This window comes from Deltaproteobacteria bacterium, from assembly GCA_016874755.1.
Classification (GTDB): domain Bacteria; phylum Desulfobacterota; class Binatia; order UBA9968; family UBA9968; genus DP-20.
The window spans coordinates 123,662-145,848 of the sequence record VGTH01000008.1; the positions used below are offsets into that span (position 1 = coordinate 123,662).

23 protein-coding genes and 3 pseudogenes are annotated in these 22,187 nt (G+C 57.0%); 23 read left to right on the plus strand and 3 right to left on the minus strand.

Going from position 1 to position 22,187, the window contains the following annotated elements; genetic code table 11:
- The first annotated feature begins 48 nt into the window (after positions 1-48).
- The 10 genes and pseudogenes from FJ145_07155 to FJ145_07200 all read left to right on the plus strand — a co-directional run bounded on the left by FJ145_07155 (position 49) and on the right by FJ145_07200 (position 6,896).
- The gene (locus FJ145_07155; protein MBM4261207.1) at positions 49-690 is read left to right on the plus strand and encodes a deoxynucleoside kinase; all 642 of its coding nucleotides are present in this window, start codon (positions 49-51) and stop codon (positions 688-690) included.
- A 111-nt stretch (positions 691-801) separates the two neighbouring features.
- Positions 802-1,605 (plus strand): 3-methyl-2-oxobutanoate hydroxymethyltransferase, encoded by an 804-nt coding sequence (gene panB / locus FJ145_07160; protein ID MBM4261208.1) that lies wholly within the window; start codon positions 802-804, stop codon positions 1,603-1,605.
- A gap of 104 nt (positions 1,606-1,709) precedes the next feature.
- Positions 1,710-2,555, plus strand: coding sequence for a pantoate--beta-alanine ligase (locus FJ145_07165; protein MBM4261209.1), 846 nt, complete (start codon positions 1,710-1,712; stop codon positions 2,553-2,555).
- A gap of 9 nt (positions 2,556-2,564) precedes the next feature.
- Entirely contained in the window at positions 2,565-3,221 is a 657-nt protein-coding gene (locus FJ145_07170) for a DUF502 domain-containing protein (protein MBM4261210.1), read from the plus strand.
- A complete protein-coding gene (gene smpB / locus FJ145_07175; protein ID MBM4261211.1) occupies positions 3,205-3,681 on the plus strand; it encodes an SsrA-binding protein SmpB in 477 nt (158 codons plus the stop codon). Before FJ145_07170 ends, smpB begins: the two co-directional genes overlap by 17 nt.
- A gap of 360 nt (positions 3,682-4,041) precedes the next feature.
- Positions 4,042-4,326, plus strand: coding sequence for a type II toxin-antitoxin system prevent-host-death family antitoxin (locus FJ145_07180; protein ID MBM4261212.1), 285 nt, complete (start codon positions 4,042-4,044; stop codon positions 4,324-4,326).
- Positions 4,323-4,754 carry a type II toxin-antitoxin system VapC family toxin gene (locus FJ145_07185; GenBank protein MBM4261213.1) on the plus strand — a complete coding sequence of 144 codons (432 nt, stop codon included), beginning with the start codon at positions 4,323-4,325 and terminating at the stop codon, positions 4,752-4,754. The genes FJ145_07180 and FJ145_07185 overlap by 4 nt, the downstream gene beginning before the upstream one ends.
- Positions 4,755-4,866: 112 nt before the next feature.
- Positions 4,867-4,980 (plus strand): annotated as a pseudogene (locus FJ145_07190) (SsrA-binding protein).
- Between the two features lie 115 nt (positions 4,981-5,095).
- Positions 5,096-5,365 carry a hypothetical protein gene (locus tag FJ145_07195; GenBank protein MBM4261214.1) on the plus strand — a complete coding sequence of 90 codons (270 nt, stop codon included), beginning with the start codon at positions 5,096-5,098 and terminating at the stop codon, positions 5,363-5,365.
- Positions 5,366-5,633: 268 nt separating this feature from the next.
- Complete coding sequence (locus FJ145_07200) at positions 5,634-6,896, plus strand: hypothetical protein (protein MBM4261215.1); 1,263 nt, start codon at positions 5,634-5,636, stop codon at positions 6,894-6,896.
- A 132-nt stretch (positions 6,897-7,028) separates the two neighbouring features.
- Here FJ145_07200 and FJ145_07205 read toward each other — a convergent pair whose 3' ends face one another.
- Positions 7,029-7,403 carry a hypothetical protein gene (locus FJ145_07205; protein MBM4261216.1) on the minus strand — a complete coding sequence of 125 codons (375 nt, stop codon included), beginning with the start codon at positions 7,401-7,403 and terminating at the stop codon, positions 7,029-7,031.
- A gap of 168 nt (positions 7,404-7,571) precedes the next feature.
- Between FJ145_07205 and FJ145_07210 the strand changes: the two genes are divergently transcribed.
- Positions 7,572-8,540, plus strand: a complete 969-nt coding sequence (locus FJ145_07210) for an ABC transporter substrate-binding protein (protein ID MBM4261217.1) — start codon at positions 7,572-7,574, stop codon at positions 8,538-8,540.
- 74 nt (positions 8,541-8,614) lie between these two features.
- Here FJ145_07210 and FJ145_07215 read toward each other — a convergent pair whose 3' ends face one another.
- Positions 8,615-8,911 carry a hypothetical protein gene (locus FJ145_07215; protein ID MBM4261218.1) on the minus strand — a complete coding sequence of 99 codons (297 nt, stop codon included), beginning with the start codon at positions 8,909-8,911 and terminating at the stop codon, positions 8,615-8,617.
- A 98-nt stretch (positions 8,912-9,009) separates the two neighbouring features.
- On the opposite strand from FJ145_07215, the gene FJ145_07220 reads away from it, so the two are divergent.
- From FJ145_07220 to FJ145_07240, 5 genes are all read left to right on the plus strand, one after another.
- Positions 9,010-10,257: an aminopeptidase P family protein gene (locus tag FJ145_07220; GenBank protein MBM4261219.1), complete on the plus strand. Its 1,248-nt coding sequence runs from the start codon at positions 9,010-9,012 to the stop codon at positions 10,255-10,257.
- Between the two features lie 165 nt (positions 10,258-10,422).
- Positions 10,423-10,749 (plus strand): hypothetical protein, encoded by a 327-nt coding sequence (locus FJ145_07225; GenBank protein MBM4261220.1) that lies wholly within the window; start codon positions 10,423-10,425, stop codon positions 10,747-10,749.
- Entirely contained in the window at positions 10,719-12,155 is a 1,437-nt protein-coding gene (locus FJ145_07230) for a trypsin-like peptidase domain-containing protein (protein MBM4261221.1), read from the plus strand. Before FJ145_07225 ends, FJ145_07230 begins: the two co-directional genes overlap by 31 nt.
- A complete protein-coding gene (locus FJ145_07235; protein MBM4261222.1) occupies positions 12,143-13,120 on the plus strand; it encodes an FHA domain-containing protein in 978 nt (325 codons plus the stop codon). Before FJ145_07230 ends, FJ145_07235 begins: the two co-directional genes overlap by 13 nt.
- Before the next feature lie 139 nt (positions 13,121-13,259).
- Positions 13,260-14,258 (plus strand): LLM class flavin-dependent oxidoreductase, encoded by a 999-nt coding sequence (locus FJ145_07240; GenBank protein MBM4261223.1) that lies wholly within the window; start codon positions 13,260-13,262, stop codon positions 14,256-14,258.
- Positions 14,259-14,404: 146 nt separating this feature from the next.
- Here FJ145_07240 and FJ145_07245 read toward each other — a convergent pair whose 3' ends face one another.
- Complete coding sequence (locus FJ145_07245) at positions 14,405-14,992, minus strand: TIGR02281 family clan AA aspartic protease (GenBank protein ID MBM4261224.1); 588 nt, start codon at positions 14,990-14,992, stop codon at positions 14,405-14,407.
- Positions 14,993-15,156: 164 nt separating this feature from the next.
- Between FJ145_07245 and FJ145_07250 the strand changes: the two genes are divergently transcribed.
- The 7 genes and pseudogenes from FJ145_07250 to FJ145_07280 all read left to right on the plus strand — a co-directional run bounded on the left by FJ145_07250 (position 15,157) and on the right by FJ145_07280 (position 22,094).
- Entirely contained in the window at positions 15,157-15,360 is a 204-nt protein-coding gene (locus FJ145_07250; GenBank protein ID MBM4261225.1) for a hypothetical protein, read from the plus strand.
- 17 nt (positions 15,361-15,377) lie between these two features.
- Positions 15,378-16,511, plus strand: coding sequence for a DNA recombination protein RmuC (locus FJ145_07255; protein ID MBM4261226.1), 1,134 nt, complete (start codon positions 15,378-15,380; stop codon positions 16,509-16,511).
- Between the two features lie 18 nt (positions 16,512-16,529).
- Positions 16,530-17,972 carry a HAMP domain-containing protein gene (locus tag FJ145_07260; protein MBM4261227.1) on the plus strand — a complete coding sequence of 481 codons (1,443 nt, stop codon included), beginning with the start codon at positions 16,530-16,532 and terminating at the stop codon, positions 17,970-17,972.
- On the plus strand, positions 17,966-18,523 hold the full coding sequence (locus FJ145_07265) for a hypothetical protein (GenBank protein MBM4261228.1): 558 nt from the start codon (positions 17,966-17,968) through the stop codon (positions 18,521-18,523). Before FJ145_07260 ends, FJ145_07265 begins: the two co-directional genes overlap by 7 nt.
- An 8-nt stretch (positions 18,524-18,531) precedes the next feature.
- Positions 18,532-19,956 (plus strand): annotated as a pseudogene (locus FJ145_07270) (sigma-54-dependent Fis family transcriptional regulator).
- Between the two features lie 86 nt (positions 19,957-20,042).
- Positions 20,043-21,238, plus strand: a pseudogene (locus FJ145_07275) (transposase).
- Positions 21,239-21,683: 445 nt separating this feature from the next.
- Positions 21,684-22,094 carry a response regulator gene (locus FJ145_07280; protein ID MBM4261229.1) on the plus strand — a complete coding sequence of 137 codons (411 nt, stop codon included), beginning with the start codon at positions 21,684-21,686 and terminating at the stop codon, positions 22,092-22,094.
- Positions 22,095-22,187: the final 93 nt, after the last annotated feature.

Genomic DNA, 22,187 nt, shown 5'->3' on the forward strand with positions numbered 1-22,187 from the left:
CTAGACAATTTTCAGCTCAAAGTGTAAATTCGCCCCACAACGGCGGTCATGGCGAAAGCGAAATACATAGTCGTCGAAGGGCCCATCGGTGTCGGCAAGACCAGTCTTGCCAAAATGTTGGCGAATGAGTTTCAGGCGCGGACGATCTTCGAGCGCGTGGAAGAGAACCCGTTTCTGCCAAAATTTTATCAGTCGCGCGAGACCTACGCCTTCCAGAACCAGACCTTTTTTCTGCTCAACCGCTATCAGCAGCAGATGGAGTTGAGCCAGCAGGACCTGTTCAATCAGAACACGGTTTCTGACTACCTGTTTGCCAAGGACAAGATCTTTGCCAGCCTGACGCTAAGCGCCGAAGAGCTCAGCCTTTACCAGCAGATATATGCGCTGTTGAACGCCCGGGTGCCGAAACCGGACCTGGTCGTCTACCTGCAAGCGCGGCCCGAAGTGCTTTACAAGCGGGTCAAAAAAAGGGATAAGAAATACGAGCGAAGCGTAACCTTCGAATACCTGACAGAGGTGGCGCAGGCGTACAATCAGTTCTTTTTTCGCTATGATGAGACGCCGCTCCTGGTCGTCAACACCTCTGAGATCGATTTCGTGGCAAGCAGCAAGGATCGGGCTGACTTGATCAAAGAAATCAATAGTATGGGTTCGGGGACGCAGCATTATATACCGCTTGGATCCAAGTAATCTGGACCGAGACGGATGCCAACAGGCGCACTTTAGAGAGACCATGGGGTCTCCCTGCCGATATTGGCCTTCCGGTTCGTTCCGGAGGGCTTTTTTGTTTTAGGGGGATTGATGGCCGACAAAGTGACCGTGCCAGAGATTGTCCGGAAGAAACAGCGCGGCGAGAAAATCACTTGCCTGACCGCCTACGACTACTCCTTTGCGCGTATTCTGGACGACGCAGGCGTCGACATGCTCCTGGTTGGCGATTCTCTGGGCTGTGTTGTGCAGGGGCACGCCAACACCTTGCCGGTGACCATCGATGAGATGATCTATCATACGCGCTTGGTCGTGCGCGGCCGTAAAAGGGCGCTGGTTATCGGTGACATGCCGTTTCTTTCCTATCAGGTGAACAGTGAAGAAGCGCTGCGCAACGCCGGACGTCTACTGCAAGAAGGCGGCGCGGAGGCGGTCAAACTGGAAGGCGGCGTGGCGATGCGCGAGACCATCGCCAAAATCGTCGCGGTGGGCATACCGGTCATGGGCCATGTCGGGCTGACGCCGCAATCGGTCCACAGCTTCGGCGGCTACAAAATCCAGGGTAAAGAAAAAAGCCAGCGCGAGGCCGTGCTGCGGGACGCGTTGGCGGTGCAAGAGGCGGGCGCCTTTTCGATTGTGCTCGAAGGCATGCCGCTCGATTTGGCTAAAGAAATCACCGAGCGGTTGACTATTCCTACGATCGGCATCGGCGCCGGCGTCCACTGCGACGGCCAGGTTTTGGTGATTCACGATATGCTGGGATTGTTCGATGATTTCCGGCCGAAATTCGTCAAAAGGTATGCTGAGCTCAAAAATGTCATGAACGGCGCGGTCAAAGAATTTATCGGCGAGGTGCGCGAGCAGAAATTTCCGGCACAGGAGCACTCGTTCAAATGAGAGAAGCACAAGAGATTGGGGTGATGGAGTCTTGGAATGGTGGAGTGATGGGTTCGGATCGAGAAACCCAATACTCCAATACTCGATCACTCCAACTTATCCCGATGCAGGTTATCGAGCGCATCGCCGACATGCGCGCCTGGAGTGAAGCCGAGCGGCGCGCGGGCCGGCGGATTGTCTTTGTGGCGACCATGGGCGCGCTGCATGAGGGCCATCTCACACTGGTGCGCGACGCGCGCCGGCGCGGCGACCGCGTGGTGGTGTCGATCTTTGTTAATCCGATGCAGTTCGGCCCCAAGGAAGATTTCACGGCTTACCCGCGCGACCTCAAACGCGACCAAGCGCTCTTGGAAGGCGCAGCAGTGGACGTGCTTTTCTTTCCCGCGGCGGCGGAAATTTATCCCGCCGGGTTCCAAACCCATGTCGAGGTGGAAAATGTCAGCCTGCCGCTATGCGGTGCGGTAAGGCCGGGCCATTTCCGCGGTGTGGCGACCGTGGTGACCAAACTTTTTAACATCGTCAAACCGCACGTCGCGATCTTTGGCGAAAAGGACTACCAGCAGCTCCAAGTGATTCGCCAATTCGTCCGTGACCTAAACCTCGACGTCGACGTCGTCGGCCACCCGATCGTGCGCGAGAAGGACGGCCTGGCGATGAGCTCGCGCAACGCCTATCTCAGTGCCGAGGAACGGCAAGCCGCTTTGTGCCTGTCCCGCTCGCTGTGCCGCGCCGAGCGCATGGTGCGGCGCGGTGAGACGTCGGCGCAGAGGCTGCTCGAAGCGGTTAGCTCCGAGATCGAGCGGGAACCGCTGGCGCAGATCGAGTACGCCAAGCTCTGCGACGCCGACACGTTGGCCGACCTCGAATCGGTCCAACACAAGGCGCTTGTCGCCCTCGCCGTGCGCGTTGGCAAAACCCGCTTGATCGACAATCGTCTGCTACAACGTTAAACTCCCAGCGTGACAGAAGACGCGGCGATAAAGCCCAAACAGCGCTGGACCGAAAGGCTGCGCGCCTATTTTCTTTCGGGGCTACTGGTTTTCCTGCCGGTGGCGATCACCCTCTGGTTTCTCGGCTGGGTCATCGAGCTGCTCGACAGCGTGTTGGCGGTCATGCCGGATGCGTTCCATCCGAACACCTATTTGCCGGGGCCGGTGCCGCGTCTTGGCGCCGTGGTGACGCTGCTGCTGATTCTGTTTCTCGGTGTGCTAACCCGGGGAGTGGCCACGCGCCGTGTTCTTGCTGCGTGGGACAACGTTCTCAGCCGGATTCCGGTGGTGCGCGGTATCTACAGCGCCGTGCAAAAACTCGTGCAGACCTTTCTCGGCCAATCGCAGACCAATCGTCAAGTGGTCATGATCGAGTACCCGCGCAAGGGCATTTTTACTGTCGGCTTTGCCATGGGGCGTGCCTGGCACGAACTGGAAAAACCCAACGAAGCGGCTTTGATCAATGTTTTTATTCCAACGACACCCAACCCAACCTCGGGGTTTTACCTGCTAGTCCCGAGCAATGAGGTCTCAGCGCTCAACATGAGCATGGAAGAGGCGCTCAAATTGATCACCTCCGGCGGCCTGATCACACCGGACGACAAGAACCGTGGCAACGGCAAATAAGGAAGCCGCTGACGGCGAAAAGACGATCTGCGTCAACCGCCAGGCCCGGCATAACTATTTTATCGACGAGACCTACGAAGCCGGCCTGGTGCTGGTCGGCAGCGAGGTCAAATCGCTGCGCGACGGCAAGGCTAACCTCGTCGACAGCTACGCGCAGATTCGCAAAGGCGAAGCCTTTTTGCTCAATGCCCACATCAGCCCCTACGACGCGTCGAGCCAGTTCAACCACGAGCCGGCGCGCAGGCGTAAATTGCTGCTGCACGCGCGCGAGATCGAACGGTTGACCGGCAAAACCAAAGAGCGCGGCCTGACGCTGATTCCGCTCAAAATGTACTTTAAAAACGGCCGCGCCAAAGTCGAGCTTGGCCTGGCGCGCGGCAAAAAACTCTACGACAAACGCGAGACGCTGAAGCGCAAAAATGCCGAGCGCGAAGTCGAACGGGCGATCAAGGTCCGATAGCTAACTTTTCTTCTGCAATTCCTTCCGCGCAGGTTGTCTCCCGCCAAGGGTACGCAAAAGAGTCGGAGTATCTCCCGCAAAGGCGCGAAGGCGCAAAGGGTCGGATAGTTTCGGATAAACCTTTAATAGGACAGTTATTATTTCCTCCGAACTTTGCGGCTTAGCTCACCCTAAACAGGGTGGCCGGTTTGCTCCGTAACGGTGGCCGATTTCGATCGGAACGGGTGGCCGTTTTGCAGCGGAATCGCTGGCCGGTTTGGCACGGAATACGCACCTGACACTCAAGTTTCCCCGCATACCCTTGACCCCGCTCTGGAAAGCAGTTAACGTAGTGACATCACTACAAGTAAGGCGAGTTCAATGCAAATGGGATTGAGAGAAGCCAATCAGCGATTTTCCAAAGCGATCAAGGCTGTGAAATCGGGCAAGGATGTAGTTCTAACCGAGCGCGGCAAGCCGATCGCCGTGATCAAGCCGTTGGCGATCGAGGAAGATGCGCGTGCCACCCTGCGCCGATTGGAAGTGGAGGGAGTCCTACGGTGCGGCCCCAAGAGTGAAAGACCCATGCCCACAGGGCGCTCGCCTGTGCGTATGAAGGGTAAATCGATCGCCCAGACAATCAGCGAAGAGCGCGACGAGCGATGAGTCTTGCCTACTTCGATACCAGCACCCTGGTCAAGAACTACGTCCAAGAAGCCGGTTCGACACAGGCTCGACAATTGCTCGCTGCTTACGAATTTCTTTCCTCAGCGATAACCCCGATCGAGCTCCATTCGGCCGTGCAACGGCGTTATCGACAAGGCGAAATCACGAGGCCAAACTATCATGCGATCCTGGCTCGCGTAAAAACCGACCGATCATATTGGCAGTTAGTCGAAACGGTGCCGCAAGTTTTGACCAAAGCCGAAGACACAGTTGTAAAGTATAGTGTCCGAACGCTGGATGCCATTCACCTAGCCTCCGCGCTTATGATACAGCATTCGCTCGGTACGCCATTGCCATTCGTTAGCGCCGACGAGCGCCAGCTCGCGGCGGCGCGCCGTTGTAAGCTCCAGACGATCGCCGTGCTTTAGGGTCCGCTCGCGCCGCGGCTTTCATGTGCGTAAAAGACTCCCGACCCCTTTTCCGTCACCTGGCACAACAATATCGCCGACAACGTAACCTGTTCTCAGCTAGGCCACCGACTTCGCCAAAGTCGAGCTTGGCCTGGCGCGCGGCAAAAAACTCTACGACAAACGCGAGACCTTGAAACGCAAGATGGCGCAGCGCGAAGTCGAGCGCTCGATCAAGGTCCGGTAGGGAATCGGCGATGTGTTTTCGCAAGCCGGCTTCGCCCAGTGCGAAACGTATTTCATTGCAATCAACGGGAACTTTTGATTGGATTGAATGGTTTTACGTTGCAAGGAGGTTACTCATGAGAATCAGACTTTTATCTACTCTGGTCGCGTGCCTGATGGTGCTCGCGGCCCATGTCGCCCATGCGGACGACATCACAATCACGAAAGAGGCTTTGCAAAAGCAGCTGGGCAAAGCCGACGTGGTTGTGGTGGACGTGAGAACTGGAAAGGACTGGGGGGCCAGCGAGCACAAGATCAGCAAGGCAGTGCGCGTGCCGCAGGAAAACGTGGCTACGCTGACGAAAAAGCACAAGAAGGAAACGACCTTCGTATTTTACTGTGCTTGACCCGACGAATTTACAAGTGCCCGTGCGGCACAACAACTGCGCGACGCCGGTTTTGCTAAAGCATATGCTCTCAAGGGAGGTTGGCATGAATGGTTCAGAGCCAAGCTTCCGGTCGATCCCAAATAGTCGGTAGCACGAGCGGGGCCGAGGTGCATTTGCCTCGACGCCCCGCTCGATCTCTAGCTTCGACACATAGCTGCTGCGCAACGGTTAGTCGGGCTGGGCGTTTCTTCCACCATTTTAGGCCTAGCAAAAATCTCCTCGACCTATGGCTGTCGCTGCCGTCATCGCCATCGGGAGCGGGTTAGCGTTTGCGCTCTCACCTGCGTCTCTCACAGTCTTGGGCAATTTGGTCGGCAGCACGGGCGATAGATTTCTTCTAGTTATCGTGCTCGCCGCCGTCATGCACGCTTGCACCGCGGTCACATACGGTCGGGCTGCGCGGCTTTTTCCCGGCCCGACGAGCGAGTCGCGGCTGATCGGCAGCTTGTGTGGCGAGCTCGCCGGGGCGGCGCTGCCATTGATGGCGCGCTGGCCCATGGCTGTGGTTGGATCGACCGCTTTGCTGGTGACCGCAGGCTACACGTTCAACGAAGTATTTGTCCGCTGGTTTCCCAATCTGGGTTTTTCGTTTTTGCTGCTTGCTTGCCTTGCCGTCATCAATCTAGCGAACGAAAGAATCTGGATCATATTCCAAGGGACGTTTCTGGCAGTGGCCATGCTCGGCTTACTGACGTTGGTCGCGGTTGGTTTGCTGATGCCCGCAACGCCGTTGGCAGAGACCCCGGCTGTGGTGCCCAGTCACAGCTCGATGGCGATCGGTGTCAACGCCTTTTCCCTATTCCTCGGATTTGACCTGGCAGTTTATCTAAGCCACTCCTGGCGACCGCCGACGGTATGGTGGATCGCCGGGCTCATGCTATCGGCGATCGGCTTATTGCTTTGGGGATGGGTGTCGGCTCAGCATGTTGCCGCGTTGCGTCTCGCGGAAAGCAGCCTGCCGCATATGCTCGTAGCCAAAACGATTTTCGGCGAGCACGGCCGTTGGCTCATGGGTAGCGTGGGAATCGCCGGAACCTGCGCCGCGGTGAACCTGCTGTTTCGCGGCACTACGCAAGCGACCCTCGCCGTCGCTGGCAGCGTTGCGCGCTCAAAGTGGGTCGCGAGTCGCTGGAGACGAAAACTGCCCACCCTCGTGTTGGCCGCGTTGGTTGCTGCCATGTTCGGTACCGGCATGGGCGGCGAGTCGATACTCGACGCATGGCTCGCCGGTAGTCTTTGGTTATGGCTCGCGAGCCACGCGGTGCTGCACGCGGCGCTGATCGTGCAGAGGCTCGCTCCTGAGCATCGGCCCGTAAAAGCGGTTTCTGCTTTCGCTCATGCCTACATCGCGCTCGTAATCATTGGCGCCGTACTGCTAGGCGCCCTGATGTTATCGCCCGCGCCGCGCCAGCAAATTGTTTTCATGACAGTGGTAGGATTGGGCACTGTTATTCTTGTCTATCTCTATCGACGCTACCCAGGTGTGTGACCAAGCAGTCACGGCGTCGATTCCCCAGCCACTACAAGTTCTGCTTGTTGTTTCAGGCGCGGCAAAGTTACACAACGAAAATAATTTTTTCAGAGGTCACTCAACGCGGCGCGGCTCTCCGGGCTGCGGAGTCTACTCGCCAATCGATTCGAGCAGCCAAGTCGCCTCTTCCCTTGTAAAATCACGGTGGTCGTTGGCGCGGGCGATGCGGTTGAAGCGCGAATCGGGGATCCAGCAGTGGCGCATGCGCCTTTCCGGGTCGGCGTGCAGATCGGCGAGGAAGGCGTCGAGTTTGCTGGCCACTTGGAGCCAGCGCGCGGTATCGTTGGGATAAGAGCGTTTGATTGCACCGTAGAGAGACAAGTAGGCGGCGTTGGCCGCGTCGGGCGCGGTGATGATGCCGTCGATATCGCGGGCGTCGGCGTGCTGAGACAAGCCCATGGTGTGAAACCAATCGCTAGGTTTGATCTGGTGGGTGGCAAACGATTCAAGCTCCACTGCGTTCATGAAACTCCTTGTTAAAGAAATTAATGATACACGATCACACGAGCGCGCCCACGGCGCGCTTGCGACGACCTCATCGTTAGTGGGAACAAATAAAATGATGCCATATTTTTTCTCTCAATTCCAGACTGGCTTGATAGGAATGAGAGCGCGAGGTAATGTCCATGCTCTATGAAGTCTGCGCAAAGAACGATCTGGTTAAGTTTATTCCTCTCGCTAGGTTTTTTGTGCCTGGTGAGACCCGGCTTTTCGGCGGACAAACTGCGGGTCAGCAATTGCTACATCGGCGGGGCGATCTTGCCTTTGTGGCTTGCTCAGGACGCAGGGTTCTACGCTCGTGAGGGGCTCGACGTCGAGCAAATCTGGATTCAAGGCAACCCCTCCGTGGCTTCGCTCGTGTCTGGCGAAATCGATCTGGTCTATTGCATTCCGCACAACGTGATCGGCGCCATCGCCGGCGGCGCCGACTTGCAATTCATCGCCAGCATTTACAATCGCATGCAATATCGCATCGTCGCCGCGCCGGGCATCGACAAAGTCGAACAGCTCAAAAACAAGTTGCTCGGCATCGCGCGCATCCATGATGTCTCGCACTTCTACGTGCGGTTGGCGTTGAAAAAATTTGGCATGAATGCCGATCAGGACGTGCGGGTGATTTCTACCGGCGGCCAGGCCGATCGCTCCCTGGCGCTGAAAAATGGCCGGGTAGCGGCGACGATTCTGAATCCGGCCTTTGCCATGAGCCTGGAAAAAGACGGCTTTAAAACTATTCTCGACATAGAGAGTCTCAATTTCCCCGTGGTCGGCAATATGAGCGCGATGCGCCGCCAGTTTTTGAAAGAGCGTCGGCCGGTGGCGGTGCGCTTTGTTCGAGCGCTGGCGGCGAGCGTGAAAAAGATTCAAGAAGATCCGGAGTTGAGCAAGAAAGTTTTGGCCAAGTACCTGCGTCTGCAAGACAAGGCGCTGATCGAAGAGAACTACCGTTTCAACTCAGGAAAATTCTTAGAGCCCTACCCGACGATCCCAATGGATGGGTTGCGCTACGCTATTGATTCATTGGTCCCAACGGTGCCGGCGGCGAAGAATTTGAAAGCGGAGAACATCGTCGATTTGAGCATTATGGCCGACGCGGGGAAATAGAGACAAGGATGAATTATGAAAGCCGAAGGATGAATTTCGGACAGGGTCTGTTTTCCGCTTTCATAATTCGTTTTCTATTTCGCGAAGAGCTTCTTGGTCCAGCCCGAATCTTCCAGCTTTTTGATCACGCTCTTATCGACCATCGTTTTGGCCTCGAACTTCGCCAAGTCCGGTTGGTCTTCGGCCATCATATTCGTCTGTCCTTCTAGCTGCGTGATCGAGACGTAGGGTGGGACATCGGTCTGAGTCGCTAAGGTGTTCCATGCTTCTTCGAGGTCGACGTCATTGGTGTTGCGGGTGTATTTGCTGACGATCTGTTTGGCGCCGCGTTTCTGAGTGAAAATAAATCGAATCGATTCCAGCCAGGCCATGAAGTTGTGATCAAGCGAGCAAGCCCGGTCTTCGAGGTTGAAGCGCCGGCGCCTTACGGATAAGTTCGGCTTCAAATCTTCGCCCGAGGAGATCCGCGATGGTCCAATACTCTCCCAAACTAACCTTCGGTCCCGAAAGCGCCGACTGGCAAGAGCGACTGAACACCGAGCGCATGCGCACGCAGCGCGTGGCGCGCGCGCAGGCGATCATGAAAAAACATGGCGTCGCCGCGCTGCTCGAAGCCAATCATCATAATATTCGCTATCTCACGGCGCTGCGCGGTTTTGTTTATCCGATGTGCCGCTACGTGTTGTTTTTCGCCGAGCACGATCCGGTGATGTACGAGCACAATGGCTACTATCATCAGATGCCGGATCAGTGCCCATGGATCAAAGAGTGGCGGCCGGCGCACTCGTGGCTTTCCGGCGCGCCGGGGCCGGAAGCCTGCGCCGATGAGGCGAAAGCTTTTGCCGTCGAGATCAAAGCCGAGCTAGAAAAGCGCGGCTTGCTCGGGGAGAAATTGGCCTTGGGCAGTTTCGACGGCAACGCGCGCGAGGCGTTAATGAACGCCGGCGTCAAAAATATCGTCGACTCGCGCAACATCATGCTCGAAGCGCGCATGATCAAGAACCAAGACGAGATTGCTTGCCTGAAAACCTGCGCTGCCATGGTCGATGGCGTTTGGTATCGCGTTTGGGAAAACCTGAAGCCGGGCATCCGCGACACGGACCTGATGCGCATCGCATCGGCAGCCGGCTTTGCAATGGGCTTGGAAGGGCCGGTGCCGGGCGGTTGGCGCACCGGACCGACGACGTTCGATCGCGGCCCGCATGCGACCGGCCGGGTGATTCAATTTGGCGACATGGTTTACGGCTCCTACTGCGGCGCGACCTACATGGGCTACGGCAGCTGCACCTATCGGACTTTCATCGTCGGCCGAAAACCGACGGCGAAGGAACAAGACTGGTACAAGCAGGTGCGCGAGCGCTTGGATCTCGTCATCTCCGAAATCAAGCCGGGCAAAACCACGGCGGATGCGGCCAAACATTTCCCGCCGGCGACCAAGTGGGGCTACAAGAGCGAAGTCGAAATACTCGCCAGCGAAATTGGCCACGGCATCGGCCTCGGCACCAACACCGGCTACGATATTCCGATCATCAACCGTTTGTGGTCGTTCGACCATCCGCAAGTTTTCGAAGAAGGCATGACCCTCGCCGTCGAATCGCGCGAAGGCGAAACCCGCGTCGGCGGCGCGCGGCTGGAAAACATGTTGGTGGTGACCAAGAACGGCGCCGAGATTATGGATTACTTTCCGCGGGATGAGGTGCTAATGGCGCCGCGCTGAGCGGGAAGTTTTCTCGAGGTCGCAAAGGCAAAATCGCGCTCTGAGTTGTCAGAGCCTTGGACTCTGTTTCGTTGTGTGCGCGGCAACATCGCCGATCGCTACACCGTGTGCGCGATCGCGCGTTGCAAGCGAACCGGATCCGTGGAAGATTAGCCGGGTCCCGATATGCCCGTCAAAATTCTCGACCATATCACGGTAGTCGAATGCGCAACGTTCGTCACTGGTCGGTACGCGACCGCGCTGCTCGCCGATCTCGGCGCGCGGGTGATCAAGATCGAATCGCCGCCGGAGGGCGAAACCAATCCCGGTTTGATTTACTGCTCGATCTCCGCCTTTGGCCAGACCGGCCCCTACGCCAAAAAGCCGGGCTTCGATACGTTGGGGCAAGCGATGAGCGGCTTGTTGAGCTTGCTCAGCGATTCGAGCGATCCCAAGGTTATGGGCATGGCGCAGGTGTGTTTTTGGCAAGTCAGGCCATCACCGGTCATATGATTTTAGGGATTGTCGCAACAATGAAGAGTTCGGTGACGAGCTTCCCCCTTTGGAAAAGGGGGATTGAGGGGAATTCGTCTTACGCGTCTCGAAGAAAATCCCCCCTTCCCCCCTTTTTCAAAGGGGGGTTAATTGGGATTTTAAGCGCAACGCTCTTTAGTTTTCTGACCGCGCTGTTTTCTTCGATGGCGTTGGCCCAAGACAAACAAACCACCACGCCGGATATTTTTCGCCAGTTCTCCGAACATGTCGTCAAGATCGAAGTGGTCGAGACCGGCTCGGCGGCCAAGGCGACCATCGGCACCGGTTTCTACGCCGACGCTGCCGCGCGCATTGTCACCAACTATCACGTGGTTTCAAAGCTGATCCATTCGCCGGAGCGCTACCGAATTGAGATTACCAACACCGGCGGGCAGACCAGTCAGGCGACCGTGCTGGGCGTCGACGTCGTCTACGATCTCGCGGTGCTGCACGCGCCGCGCGCGCACAAGGGGTTTTTGCAGTTGGCGCCGATTCAGATTCAACAGGGGACACGGCTCTATTCGCTGGGCCATCCGCGCGATCTCGGTTTGACGATTGTCGAAGGCACCTACAATGGTTTGCTGCAGCACACGCTCTATCCGAAAATTCTCTTTAGCGGTTCGATCAATCCCGGCATGAGCGGCGGTCCCACAGTGACGCAGGCGGGCTCGGTGGTCGGCATCAATGTCAGCACTCAGGGCGAACAGATCAGTTTCCTAGTGCCGGTGGAGCGGGCGATTGCGCTGTTGGAGCGCACGGCCAAAGTCGACAGCCGGACGGCAGCGAGCTTTCTGCCGGAGGTCGGCCGGCAGATCCACGCTTATCAATCCTCCTACTTGGCAAAGACCTTCGTCGGAGCTATGCCAACGCTGGCGCTGGGTCCCTATGAGCTGCCGACCAAACCGGCGCCGTTTTTCCGCTGCTGGGCCGACGCGGTGCGGCGCAAGGATCTGCCCTATGCGGTGGTGAACCACGATTGTTCCACCGATGACTATATTTTCGTCTCGGCGGAGCAGTCCTCCGGCATCGTGCGCTTCAATCATCAACTGTTGTCGACCGGAGAGCTCAATCCCATGCGGTTTTTTTCACTGTACGGGGGGCAGCTTCAGGCCGGCAAAATCGGCATGATCGGCAACGAAGAAGAAGTCACTTCGTTTCGCTGTGAGACGCGCAATGTCGCTCTGAGCGGCGGTAAAGTGCGCAGTGCGCTGTGCGCGCGCCAGTACATCAAACTGCCGGGCTTGTTCGATGCCATGCTGCGGGTGGCGCCGGTGGGGTCGCGCAACGCCGGCTTGATTTCGACGTTGAGCCTGTCGGGCGTGAGCTACGATAACGTCGAAGCGCTGGCGCGGCGTTACCTGGAGGCGATCAAATGGCGCCGCTAGGATACATCGAAATCCTCGATCCCAAAGGCCGCGTCAGCGTGCGCCACCCGATCGATGCGTTTCCGGTGACCATCGGACGCGGCTACACCAATCAAATCATTCTCGACGATCCCTACGTTTGTCCGGAGCATGTGACGATCACGCAAAGTGAGATGGGTCGTCTGGTCGTCGACGATCTAGGCAGCGTCAACGGCTTGCGCACGGCGGACGATGGCAAAACGGTCAAAAATCTGCCGCTCCACTCCGGCGGCAAGTTTCGCATCGGCCACACCACCCTGCGTTACTGCACGGCGGTGACGCCGGTGGCGGCGACGCAGATCGATCGCATCGATCTGTTTTCCCGGCTGGCTTCTCCGTATATCGCTCTGGCCGCTGGAGTGGTCGTGCTGCTGGCATTGGCGTTGGACTTCTTTCTCGCCAACATCGATCGCGTGACCGTGCTGCGCGTGATCACCGAGCCGTTGGTAGCGATATCGATGATGGCCGTGTGGGCCGGTATCTGGTCCTTCGTTAGCCGAATCGTTTTCGGCCGCCTCTATTATGCGCAGCATTTTCTGATCACCTGCGCCGCGATGCTGGTGTCGTTATTCTTTAACGAGAGCTCCGAATGGTTGGAGTTCTTAGTGCCCAACAGCCACGCCGTTTGGGCGGCATCGGTATTTGGCTCGGCGGCGATCCTTGCCGTCAGTGTTTTCGCCCATCTGAGCTACGCCTCGGGGATGCGCTGGACCTCACGCCTTTACGCCGGGTTACTCGTCAGCATGGCGGTGATCGGCGTCAGCGCGATTACCGAGTATGCCAACCGCGAGAAGTTTAGCACCGTGATGGAATACTCCGGGGTGGTCAAGCCGATGGACGCGCGCTTTCTGCCGGCGCGATCGCTGGACCAGTTCATGAGCCGCACGGCACCGTTGAAGAAGGAGCTCGACCAGCTGCTGCAAAAAGCCCAGACGACGCAGCGCTAGTCGGTATCCGCTGAAACCCCTCCAGCGAAGGCGTCAGAGTAACGCTTCCTTTGGTTTGACTTGGACGGGGGCTCTGGCTAGGTTGCGAGGTTATCGATCGTTCAAGGCTTCAAAGATTCATTAGTTCAAGGGGAACGCGATGATTTTTGACGTTGAAATAAATTCCGCAGCCCATTATCCGGCTGAGCGAGTTCCCGGGTTGATCGAACTGGCCGAGCAAGTCGGCTTTGGCGCATTCTGGAAGGGTGAGTCGAATAGCACCGATCCGTTCGTCATGCTCTCAGCAGTGGCGAGCCGCACCAAACGGATCCAGCTCGGCACGGCGATCTATCATATCTACGGCCGCAGTCCGGTCACTCTGGGCATTCAATCGGCGACGCTGCAGGACCTATCGGGCGGGCGCTTGCTTTTGGGATTGGGTGTTGCCAACAAGGCGATCGCCGGCTGGCACGGCGGCGTGTTCGATCGCCCATTGAAACGCGCCCGCGAGTACATCGATGTCGTGCGCAAGGTTGCCGCCGGTGAGCGCACCGAGTATGAGGGCGAAATCTACAACACCGGCACGCGTTTTCAGCTCTCATGGAAGCCGAGTTATCCCAACGTGCCAGTCTATCTCGCCGGCCTCGGCCCGCAGATGACCAAACTAGTCGGCAAAATTTCCGACGGCATCGTTATCAACATGGCGACGCCGGCGAAGGTAAAAGAAATTGTCGCGCGGGTGCACGAAGGGGCGCGCGAAGCCGGGCGCGACCCGAGCAAGATCGAAATCGTCGCCAAGTCGCGCGTCTCGCTCAATGCCGACAAACAGAAGGCGCGCGAGAAGCTGCGCCAGGTGCTGACGTTTTACAACATCGCCGATCATTACAGCGACATGCTGCGCGGCATGGGCTTTGACAAAGAAGTGAGCGCGATCCATGAGGCGTTTCAAAAAGGCGGTTTCAAAGCTGCCATGGGCGCGTTGACCGATGAGTATATGGATAAGCTGCCGGTGGTGCCGGCGAGCGACGTGCGTGAGATCAAAGAGCGCATGAAGGCCTTCGAAGAAGTCGGCGTGACGCGCATGGTGATACCCTACGTGCCGGTCGTCGACCCGGTGGAGGATGCACGCCATTTCTTCGAAGCGTGGGGACGCGCGTAGCAGAGCGGTTTCGAGTTCCGGGTTTAGGGTTTCGAGTCGACTCGGAGATCGGTTGAAACGAATTCCAACGGCTAGACAACCGGCAGTAGCCAAAATGAAAGGGGCGCGGTGATCTGCACGCCTTTTTTTATCGCGCTTGAACGGAACTATTTTTTCTCTAGATGGAGCACGCCTCTTTGCGTGTCGATGTCCATGCGGAAGTTGGCGAGAAAGTCGAGTCCGAGCAGGCCGGCGATGCGGCTGTCGGTCTGAATGTCGTGAATGGCGGCGGTAAGGTTCTTAATTTCGATGCCGCCGACGGTAATCGAATCCAGGCTCACGAGCGGCGCTTGAATGGTGCCGTTGGCGGTTTGAAAGGGGGCGGGGCGCTGAGCGCGGCCGGCGTCGATGTTCAACTCTTTCGCCGTGGCGCTCGATATCATGGTGTAGCTGGCACCGGTATCGACCACCAGTTTGGTGGTCGTCTTGCGGTTTAACGTGGCGTCGACTACCACCACGGAGCCCTGCTTCTCAAAGGGAATCGAGGCTTTGGTTTTAGGTGGAGGCGGCGCAGGGGTTTTGTTTTCCGGAGCCTGATAGCGGTCGGTGCGCTGGCGAAATTTTTCCGGGATGTTGTGCTGGTTATCGGTGAAATGAACGTTGCCTTGATCGTCGACCCAGCGATAATACTCTGCCGCGCCGGCCAACGTTGGGCCGAAAAGGAGTAAGAGGAACAGCGGAAGCGCTAGGATCATACGAGCCTCCTATATCATATCGGCCACGGCTTCAGGAAGATTTAACGTTTCTTTCCGCGGCGCGCGCCGACCTGCAGTTTGACGATGCATTGGGATGCACTGCGGGGGCTGCAAGGCAAATCCTCTTGACAATTTTCGGGTGAGGTCCATACTTTGAGTTTGCTATGGGCCAACTTGTTCAACTCGCGGAAAAACATCAAGCGCGCCGGCGCCGCTCCGAGAAGGAGCACTGCGTGCAGTTGCTCGAAGGCAGCCTAAAAAAAAGCATCGCCGACTATTTCTCCTCGCCGCGCGCTGAACGTTCGATGCGCGCGACGCAAATTCGCAAGCTCAGCGAAATACTCGAGTACGCCCTTAGAATCCTTTAGCGCCGTCAGGGTAAGGCGTGGACTTTCTCTATCCACTCTCGCTTATTCTGCTGTTTCTGCTCGGTCTGTTTTTGGCGGGCTGGTTCTTTTTTAGCCGCTGGCAGGAGACGTTGCGCAACCAGCCGGCGGACGCAGCGTTGCTATTGATGCAGCAACAAATCGAGCAGCTGCGCGGCCACGTGGGCCAGTCGTTGGCGGCCAACGCGCAGCTCCTGCAGCAGCAGCTCGGCCAATGGCTCGGCCAGGTGAACGAACGGCTGAGCGAGAATGCCGCGGCGCTCCATCACGCGCAGAGTAGTTTAGGCGAGCGCCTCGACAACGCCGCGCGCGTGGTCGGCAACGTGCAACGCAGCCTGGGCGGCCTGGAGGAGTCCAACCGCAAGATTTACGAAGTCGGCAAAGACATCGCGTCGCTGCAAGACATCCTGCGCGCGCCCAAGTTGCGCGGCGGCTTGGGTGAATATTTTTTGCAAGATCTGCTGGCGCAAACTCTGCCGTCCAAACATTTCGCATTGCAGCACGCGTTTAGCAGCGGCGAAAAAGTCGACGCCGTGATTCGCCTCGGACCGGCGCTAGTGCCAGTGGACGCGAAGTTTCCATTGGAAAACTTCAAACGAACGTTGGCGGCGGGCAGCGACACAGAGCAGGCCCAGGCCAAGCGGCAATTTAGCGCCGACGTGCGCAAGCATATCGACGTTATCGCGGCGAAATATATTTTGCCCGATGAAGGCACCTACGACTTTGCTCTGATGTATATTCCCGCGGAAAACGTTTACTACGAAACCATTATCAAGGATGACGCCAGCGGCGAGAAAAGTCTGAGCCAATACGCCCTCAGCAAACGGGTGGTGCCGGTTTCGCCCAATAGCCTTTACGCCTATCTGCAAGCCATCGTTTTGGGGCTCAAAGGCCTGCGCATCGAAGAACGCGCCGGTGAAATTCTCAACGGCTTGAGCCGGTTGCAAGGTGACTTTGCCCGGCTGCGCGAAGATTTTGCCATACTCGGCAAACATCTCGGTCATGCTCAGACGAGCTACCAGACGGCGGAGAAACGGCTCGACCGGTTTGGCCAGAAGTTGATGGTGGCGGACGCTGAGGAGGAAGATCTGGTTGAGCCGCGGCGGTTGGCGCGCGGCCTAAGCTCCAGCTAGGACGCAGGATCGACGACCGTGCGACTGAGCTTGTTTTCTCGGCTAACCTTCAGTTACCTGATCATCTTTCTGTTGATCGCGGCGGTCAGCGCGACGATGATCTTCCAGCTGAGCCAGTTCAACCGTATCGCCGGATCGATTCTGGAGACTGACAACCGGATTCTTGAATACGAAAAATCGTTGGGCGACTTATTGCTGTCGCAGAATCGCTATGAAAGAAAGTTCGCCATCAGCAGGGATGAGAGCCTCTTCAAGCAGTATCTGAGGCTCAACGACGATTTTAACAAACTCTTGGAGCGGGCGCGCGCGCTCAACAATCCGGTGGCTCGCGATGCGCTCGTGCAAGTGGCCACCGATCACCAAAGCTACGATGCCTTGGTACGCAAGGAATCGAAGCTTTTGCGCGCCAACCGGGCTTATCCGCAGAACCAATTCAAAGAAGAAAAAGACAAATTAACTGACGCCATGCTTGCGGCTCTGGAACGGCTGCGCTCCGATCAGCAGCGGGCGACCACCGGCAAGGTGCGACAACTGGCGGAAGCGGCCGATCAAGCCACCGAATTTGCCATAGCCCTAGGTGCCGCCTGTTTGATGCTGGCGGTCTTGCTTGCCTGGATCATGACGCGCAGCGTCACGCGCTCGGTGAACTTGCTGAAAAAGCGCACACGGGAAATCGCTCAAGGCCAATTCGAGAGCCAGTTGAAGATTGCTTCGCCGCCGGAAATCCGCGATCTCGGCGTTGCGCTGAACGCAATGGCCCAGCGGTTAAAAGAAGTGGACCGCATGAAATCCGATTTTTTTGCGACCATGTCGCACGAGCTGCGCACGCCGCTTACTTCGATAAAAGAAGGGACCGGCCTGCTGCTTGACGGCGTCGGCGGTGAGACCACCGATAAACAGCGCAAGCTCTTGACGATCCTCGCCGAGGAGAGTAATCGCCTGATCGGCCTGGTCAATTCGCTTTTGGATTTTTCCAAAATGGAAGCGGGCATGATGAGCTACGAGTTTGAAGTGGCCCATGTCGATCCGCTGGTGCGGCGGGCGATTTCGGAGATAACCCCGCTGGTCGAAGCCAAGCAGATCCAACTGCATAGCGCGATCGAAACCACGCTGCCCGCGGTCAAGCTCGATCCCGAAAGGATCTTGCTGGTGCTGCGCAACCTAATCGGCAATGCGGTAAAGTTCACACCGAAGGGCGGTGAGGTGCAGGTGGCGGCGCGCCCAGTGGATGGCAAATTGGAGATTTCTGTGAAAGACTCCGGACCGGGCATACCGGCCGAGAGTCTTACGACTATCTTTGAGAAGTTCAATCAGGGCGAGCGTAAGAACGTCTTGACGCGCCAAGGCACCGGCTTGGGATTGGCGATCGCTAAGAGTATTGTTAAGTCTCACGGTGGAGAGATATGGGCCGAAAGTCAATTGGGGCATGGCAGTCGATTTGTCTTTGTCTTGCCTTGCTGATGCTGCTGCCCGGTTGCAACTGGGTGCAGACCTGGCAAGAACGCGAGAATATCCGCGAGTCGCTGGCGCAGGGGCAATCGCTGTTGATCCGCTCGGAGTACGACGCCTCGATCAAAGAATTTGAGAAGGTGTTGACGCTCGCTCGCGATCGCGAGCCGAGCGACGCGGCGCTCTACAATATCGGCGTCATTTATGTCCTTCCCTACAACAGCGGTCGCAACCCCCAAAAGGCTCTCCACAGTTTCAAACAAGTCGTCAACGACTATCCGGCAAGTCCCTGGCGGCATCAGGGACAGGCCTGGATCAACCTGATTGACGAGACGCGGAAATCTAAACAGGAGACCGAAGTTTCCAAACAATCGACTGAAGATTCGCGGCAGGAGGTAGAAAGAATTCGGCAGGAAGCCGAGAAGTATCGGCAGCAGAGCGAACGACGCAAAGCGGAGCTCGATCGGATGCGTCAGGAAGTCGAAAAAACTCGTCTCGTGATTGAAAAATCACGACAGGTTGATATTGAGATTGAGCAGAAAAAACGCGACCGAGGGAGATGAAAAGCGCCATGTTGTTGGGCAAAATTCTAGTCGTCGATGACGACACCAATCTACTGGAGCTGATCAAAATGCGCCTCGAAGCGGCGGACTACGACGTTGCCGCCACGGAGAGCGAAGATTAGGCGTTGTCGCTTGTCAAGTCGCAAGGCTTCGATCTGTTTTTGATCGATTTGACGCTCAGCCGGAGCGATGGCATCTCGCTGATGGAAGCCTGCCACGCGATCAATCCCGAAATCCCAACCATCATTCTCACGGCCCACGGCAGTATCGAAAACGCCGTGGAGGCGATGCGCCGCGGCGCACACAGCTATTTGACCAAACCTTTTGAGCATCGCGACCTTTTGCTGCAGATCGAGCGCGCGATTCAGCACCGGCGGCTCAATTCGGAGATTAAGCGGCTCAAGGGGTTGTTGGAAGAACGCTACGATTTCTCCAATATTGTTGCGCGCAGCGCCAAGATGCGCGGCGTGCTCGACGTCGTCAGCCGCATCGCCAAGCTCGATTCAACCGTTTACATCCACGGCGAAAGCGGCACCGGCAAAGAGTTGGTGGCTAAGGCGATTCATCTGGCCAGCGATCGCCGAGAGGCGCCGTTTGTCGCGCTCAACTGCGCAGCGCTGCCGGAGACCCTGCTCGAGAGTGAGCTCTTCGGCCATGAGAAAGGCGCCTTTACCGGCGCCGTAAAGAGCACCCGGGGTTTGTTCACCCAATCGCACCATGGCACGCTTTTCCTCGACGAAATTGGTGACATGCCTCTGGCCACGCAGTCGAAACTACTGCGCGTGTTGCAAGAACGGCAGTTCTATCCGGTCGGCAGCGAGGTGCCCATCGAAGTGGACGTGCGGGTCATCGTGGCCACCAATAAAGATCTCGCCGAGCAAGTGAAAAAGGGCCTATTCCGCGACGATCTCTTCTACCGGATCCATGTGATCCCGATCTATCTGCCGCCGCTGCGCGAGCGCAAGGAAGACATCGTGCCGCTGGTGGAGCGTTTTCTAAAAAAGTGCGGCCAGCAGATGAAAAAAGAGGTCAAGGGCTTGGCGCCCGAGGCGTTGAGCAAGTTGATGTTCCACGAATGGCCGGGAAACGTGCGCGAGCTGGAAAATACCATCGAGTACGCCGTTGCGATGACCCCAAAAGAGATCATCACCGAAGACCATATCCTGCGCACTAAGCCGGCCCCTGCCAACGGCGCGCGTCAAGGAACACCGGAACAGACGCCCGGCGGCGATGAGCGCTTGCGGCCGTTGAAAGATGCGCGCGACGCGTTTGAGCGAAATTACTTGGTTCAGGTGCTGTCGCTGACCGAAGGCAATGTTAGTCAGGCGGCAAAGCTCGCGGGGAAATATCGCGCCGATCTCTATGACTTGCTGAAAAAGGACGACCTGCGGGCCGAAGATTTTAAGAAGACTAAAGTCGCGCTGGCGAGCTAGGAGTCTGGGCGGCAGAAAAATTTTCTTGTCTCTGATCGGGAAGCGCGTATAAGGAAAAGCAATGTTGTGCTGCGAGTGAGGTGGAGATGCCGACATCCTTTCTTCCCTACGAACCAGATCAAAGGTTTTTGCTGCCGCCGTCTCCATCGGAGTGGTTGGCTGAAGATCATTTGGTGTATTTTGTCAGTGAGATCATTGATCGGTTGGACCTGGGTAAGTTTTATGCGCACTACGAAGGCGATGGGCGGCGTAATCAGCCCTACGATCCAGCGCTGATGGTGAAGGTGTTGGTGTACGGGTATTCGAGTGGAGTTTTCTCGTCGCGCAAGCTGGGGCGCAAGCTTTACGAGGATGTAGCGTTTCGGTTTTTGGGAGCGGGGAATTTTCCCTCGCACCGAACTATCTGTGAGTTTCGAAGGCGATGAGCTACGAGCGCATGAAAGAACAAGAGCAAAAACTCAAAGAAGCGATCGAAGAGCTGATGAACAGAGCGCAACAGAGCGATGCTCAGGAAGATGCGCAATACGGCAAGGATGGTCAGGGAGAAGAGCCTCTGCCCGAGGAGCTCAAGAGACGACACGATCGTTTGGCCAAGATTCAAGCGGCCAAGGCGCGGCTCGAAGAGCGCCAAGCCGAAGCGGACCGCAAAAACGGGCGCCACCCCGAGGATGGGCAGCGCCGTGGAGATGGCGCTGGGCGGCCGTTCAAGCGACCGTTTGGGGTACCCGAGGACAAAGCTCAAGATAACTTCACCGATCCCCAGTCTCGGATCATGAAGATGGGTGGGAGTTTTGAGCAGTGCGACAACGCCCAGGCCGTGGTCGATGCCAACAGTCAGTTGATTGTGGCCATCGGGCTGGGTAATAACGCGGCCGACAACGAGCACCTGGTACCGATGGTGGAAGCGGTCAAGGAGAACTTCGGCGAGTTGCCGCAACGAGTGTTGGGCGATTCGGGTTTTCGCGGTGAAGCTAGCTTTGTGAAATTGGAAGAGCATAAGGGGATGGAGGGGTTGGTGGCCTTGGGGCGCGAGGGAAAAAAGCAAGCCGCGAGCAACCCCAAGGAATATCCGGCTACGGTGCGGATGGCCGAGCGGCTGGGTAGCAAAGAAGGCCAAGCGCACTATCGGCGGCGCAAAGCGATCGTGGAGCCGGTGTTTGGTTGGATCAAGCATGTGATGGGGTTTCGTCAATTTAGCTTTCGTGGAATCGAAAAAGTAGATGGCGAGTGGGGCTTGGTGTGCCTGGCCGTCAATCTGCGCCGGATGTGGGTGTTGCAATGATAGAACCAGAGACATTTTCGAGGTGCACAAGCCATACGGGAGGCTGTTTTTGTAATCATGACGACGTAACGCGTTCACAAAAGTGGTAACCAACGAAGGTGATTACCTTCGTTGCACTTTTTTTGCCTTGTCGGCTTACTCACAGCTCCAGCTTCTGCGGCGCAGACTCCTAGTCGGGTGACTCTAACTTCATTGGCGCGTTAACGGGCTTCCCTTGGCCCAGCCGGTGGCGTAGCCCTCCACTCCTAAATCTTACCAATTCTTTCAACAAGTTATACCAAGTACGCAGCGTTAGGCCCCAAGCCGCGCCGCAAAAGTGCAGGAAAACCCCTGCGGCTGCTCCCTCGCGGCGTCCGGCCTCAAAGGTCAGAGTCTTTTAACTTCGCGTACTTACGGAACCCGGCAGCGCTGGTATACGCCTTGCTCAACTGGTTGGTTAGTGGTTATGGGTGAGTCAAATATAAAGCCTGGCACTATCTTGGTGGTCGACGACGATGACGGGCTGACGCGCGCGATCGCTAATCTGTTACGCCTTGAAGGTTATGATGTTTCTACGGCGTTTAACCGCATTCAAGGATATGCGGCCTCTTTTCGCCAGCCCACCGAGTTCGTCATCACCGATATTCAGATGCCTGGGTGGGATGGATTTGAGATGGTGCGTGCCATTTGTGCGCTTAATCCGGCGGTCAAAGCGGTTTTTACCAGCGGTGCTGCGGATAGTTTTCGCAGCGAAATCGACAACGATTCCGGCCTGAATAGTGCGGTATTTTTAGAAAAGCCCTTTACTCGCGGTGATCTTTTGGCAGTTTTATCACAAGATTTTAGTAGCTTAGAGGTTTGCACCGAGAGTGCCTAGGCCTCTGGGATGAGTGCAGGGAAAACCATACGGATGGCGAATGGCTGTGATTTTCGGAGACTGCGATGAGCCGTTCAGCGCAGTCGACTCGTG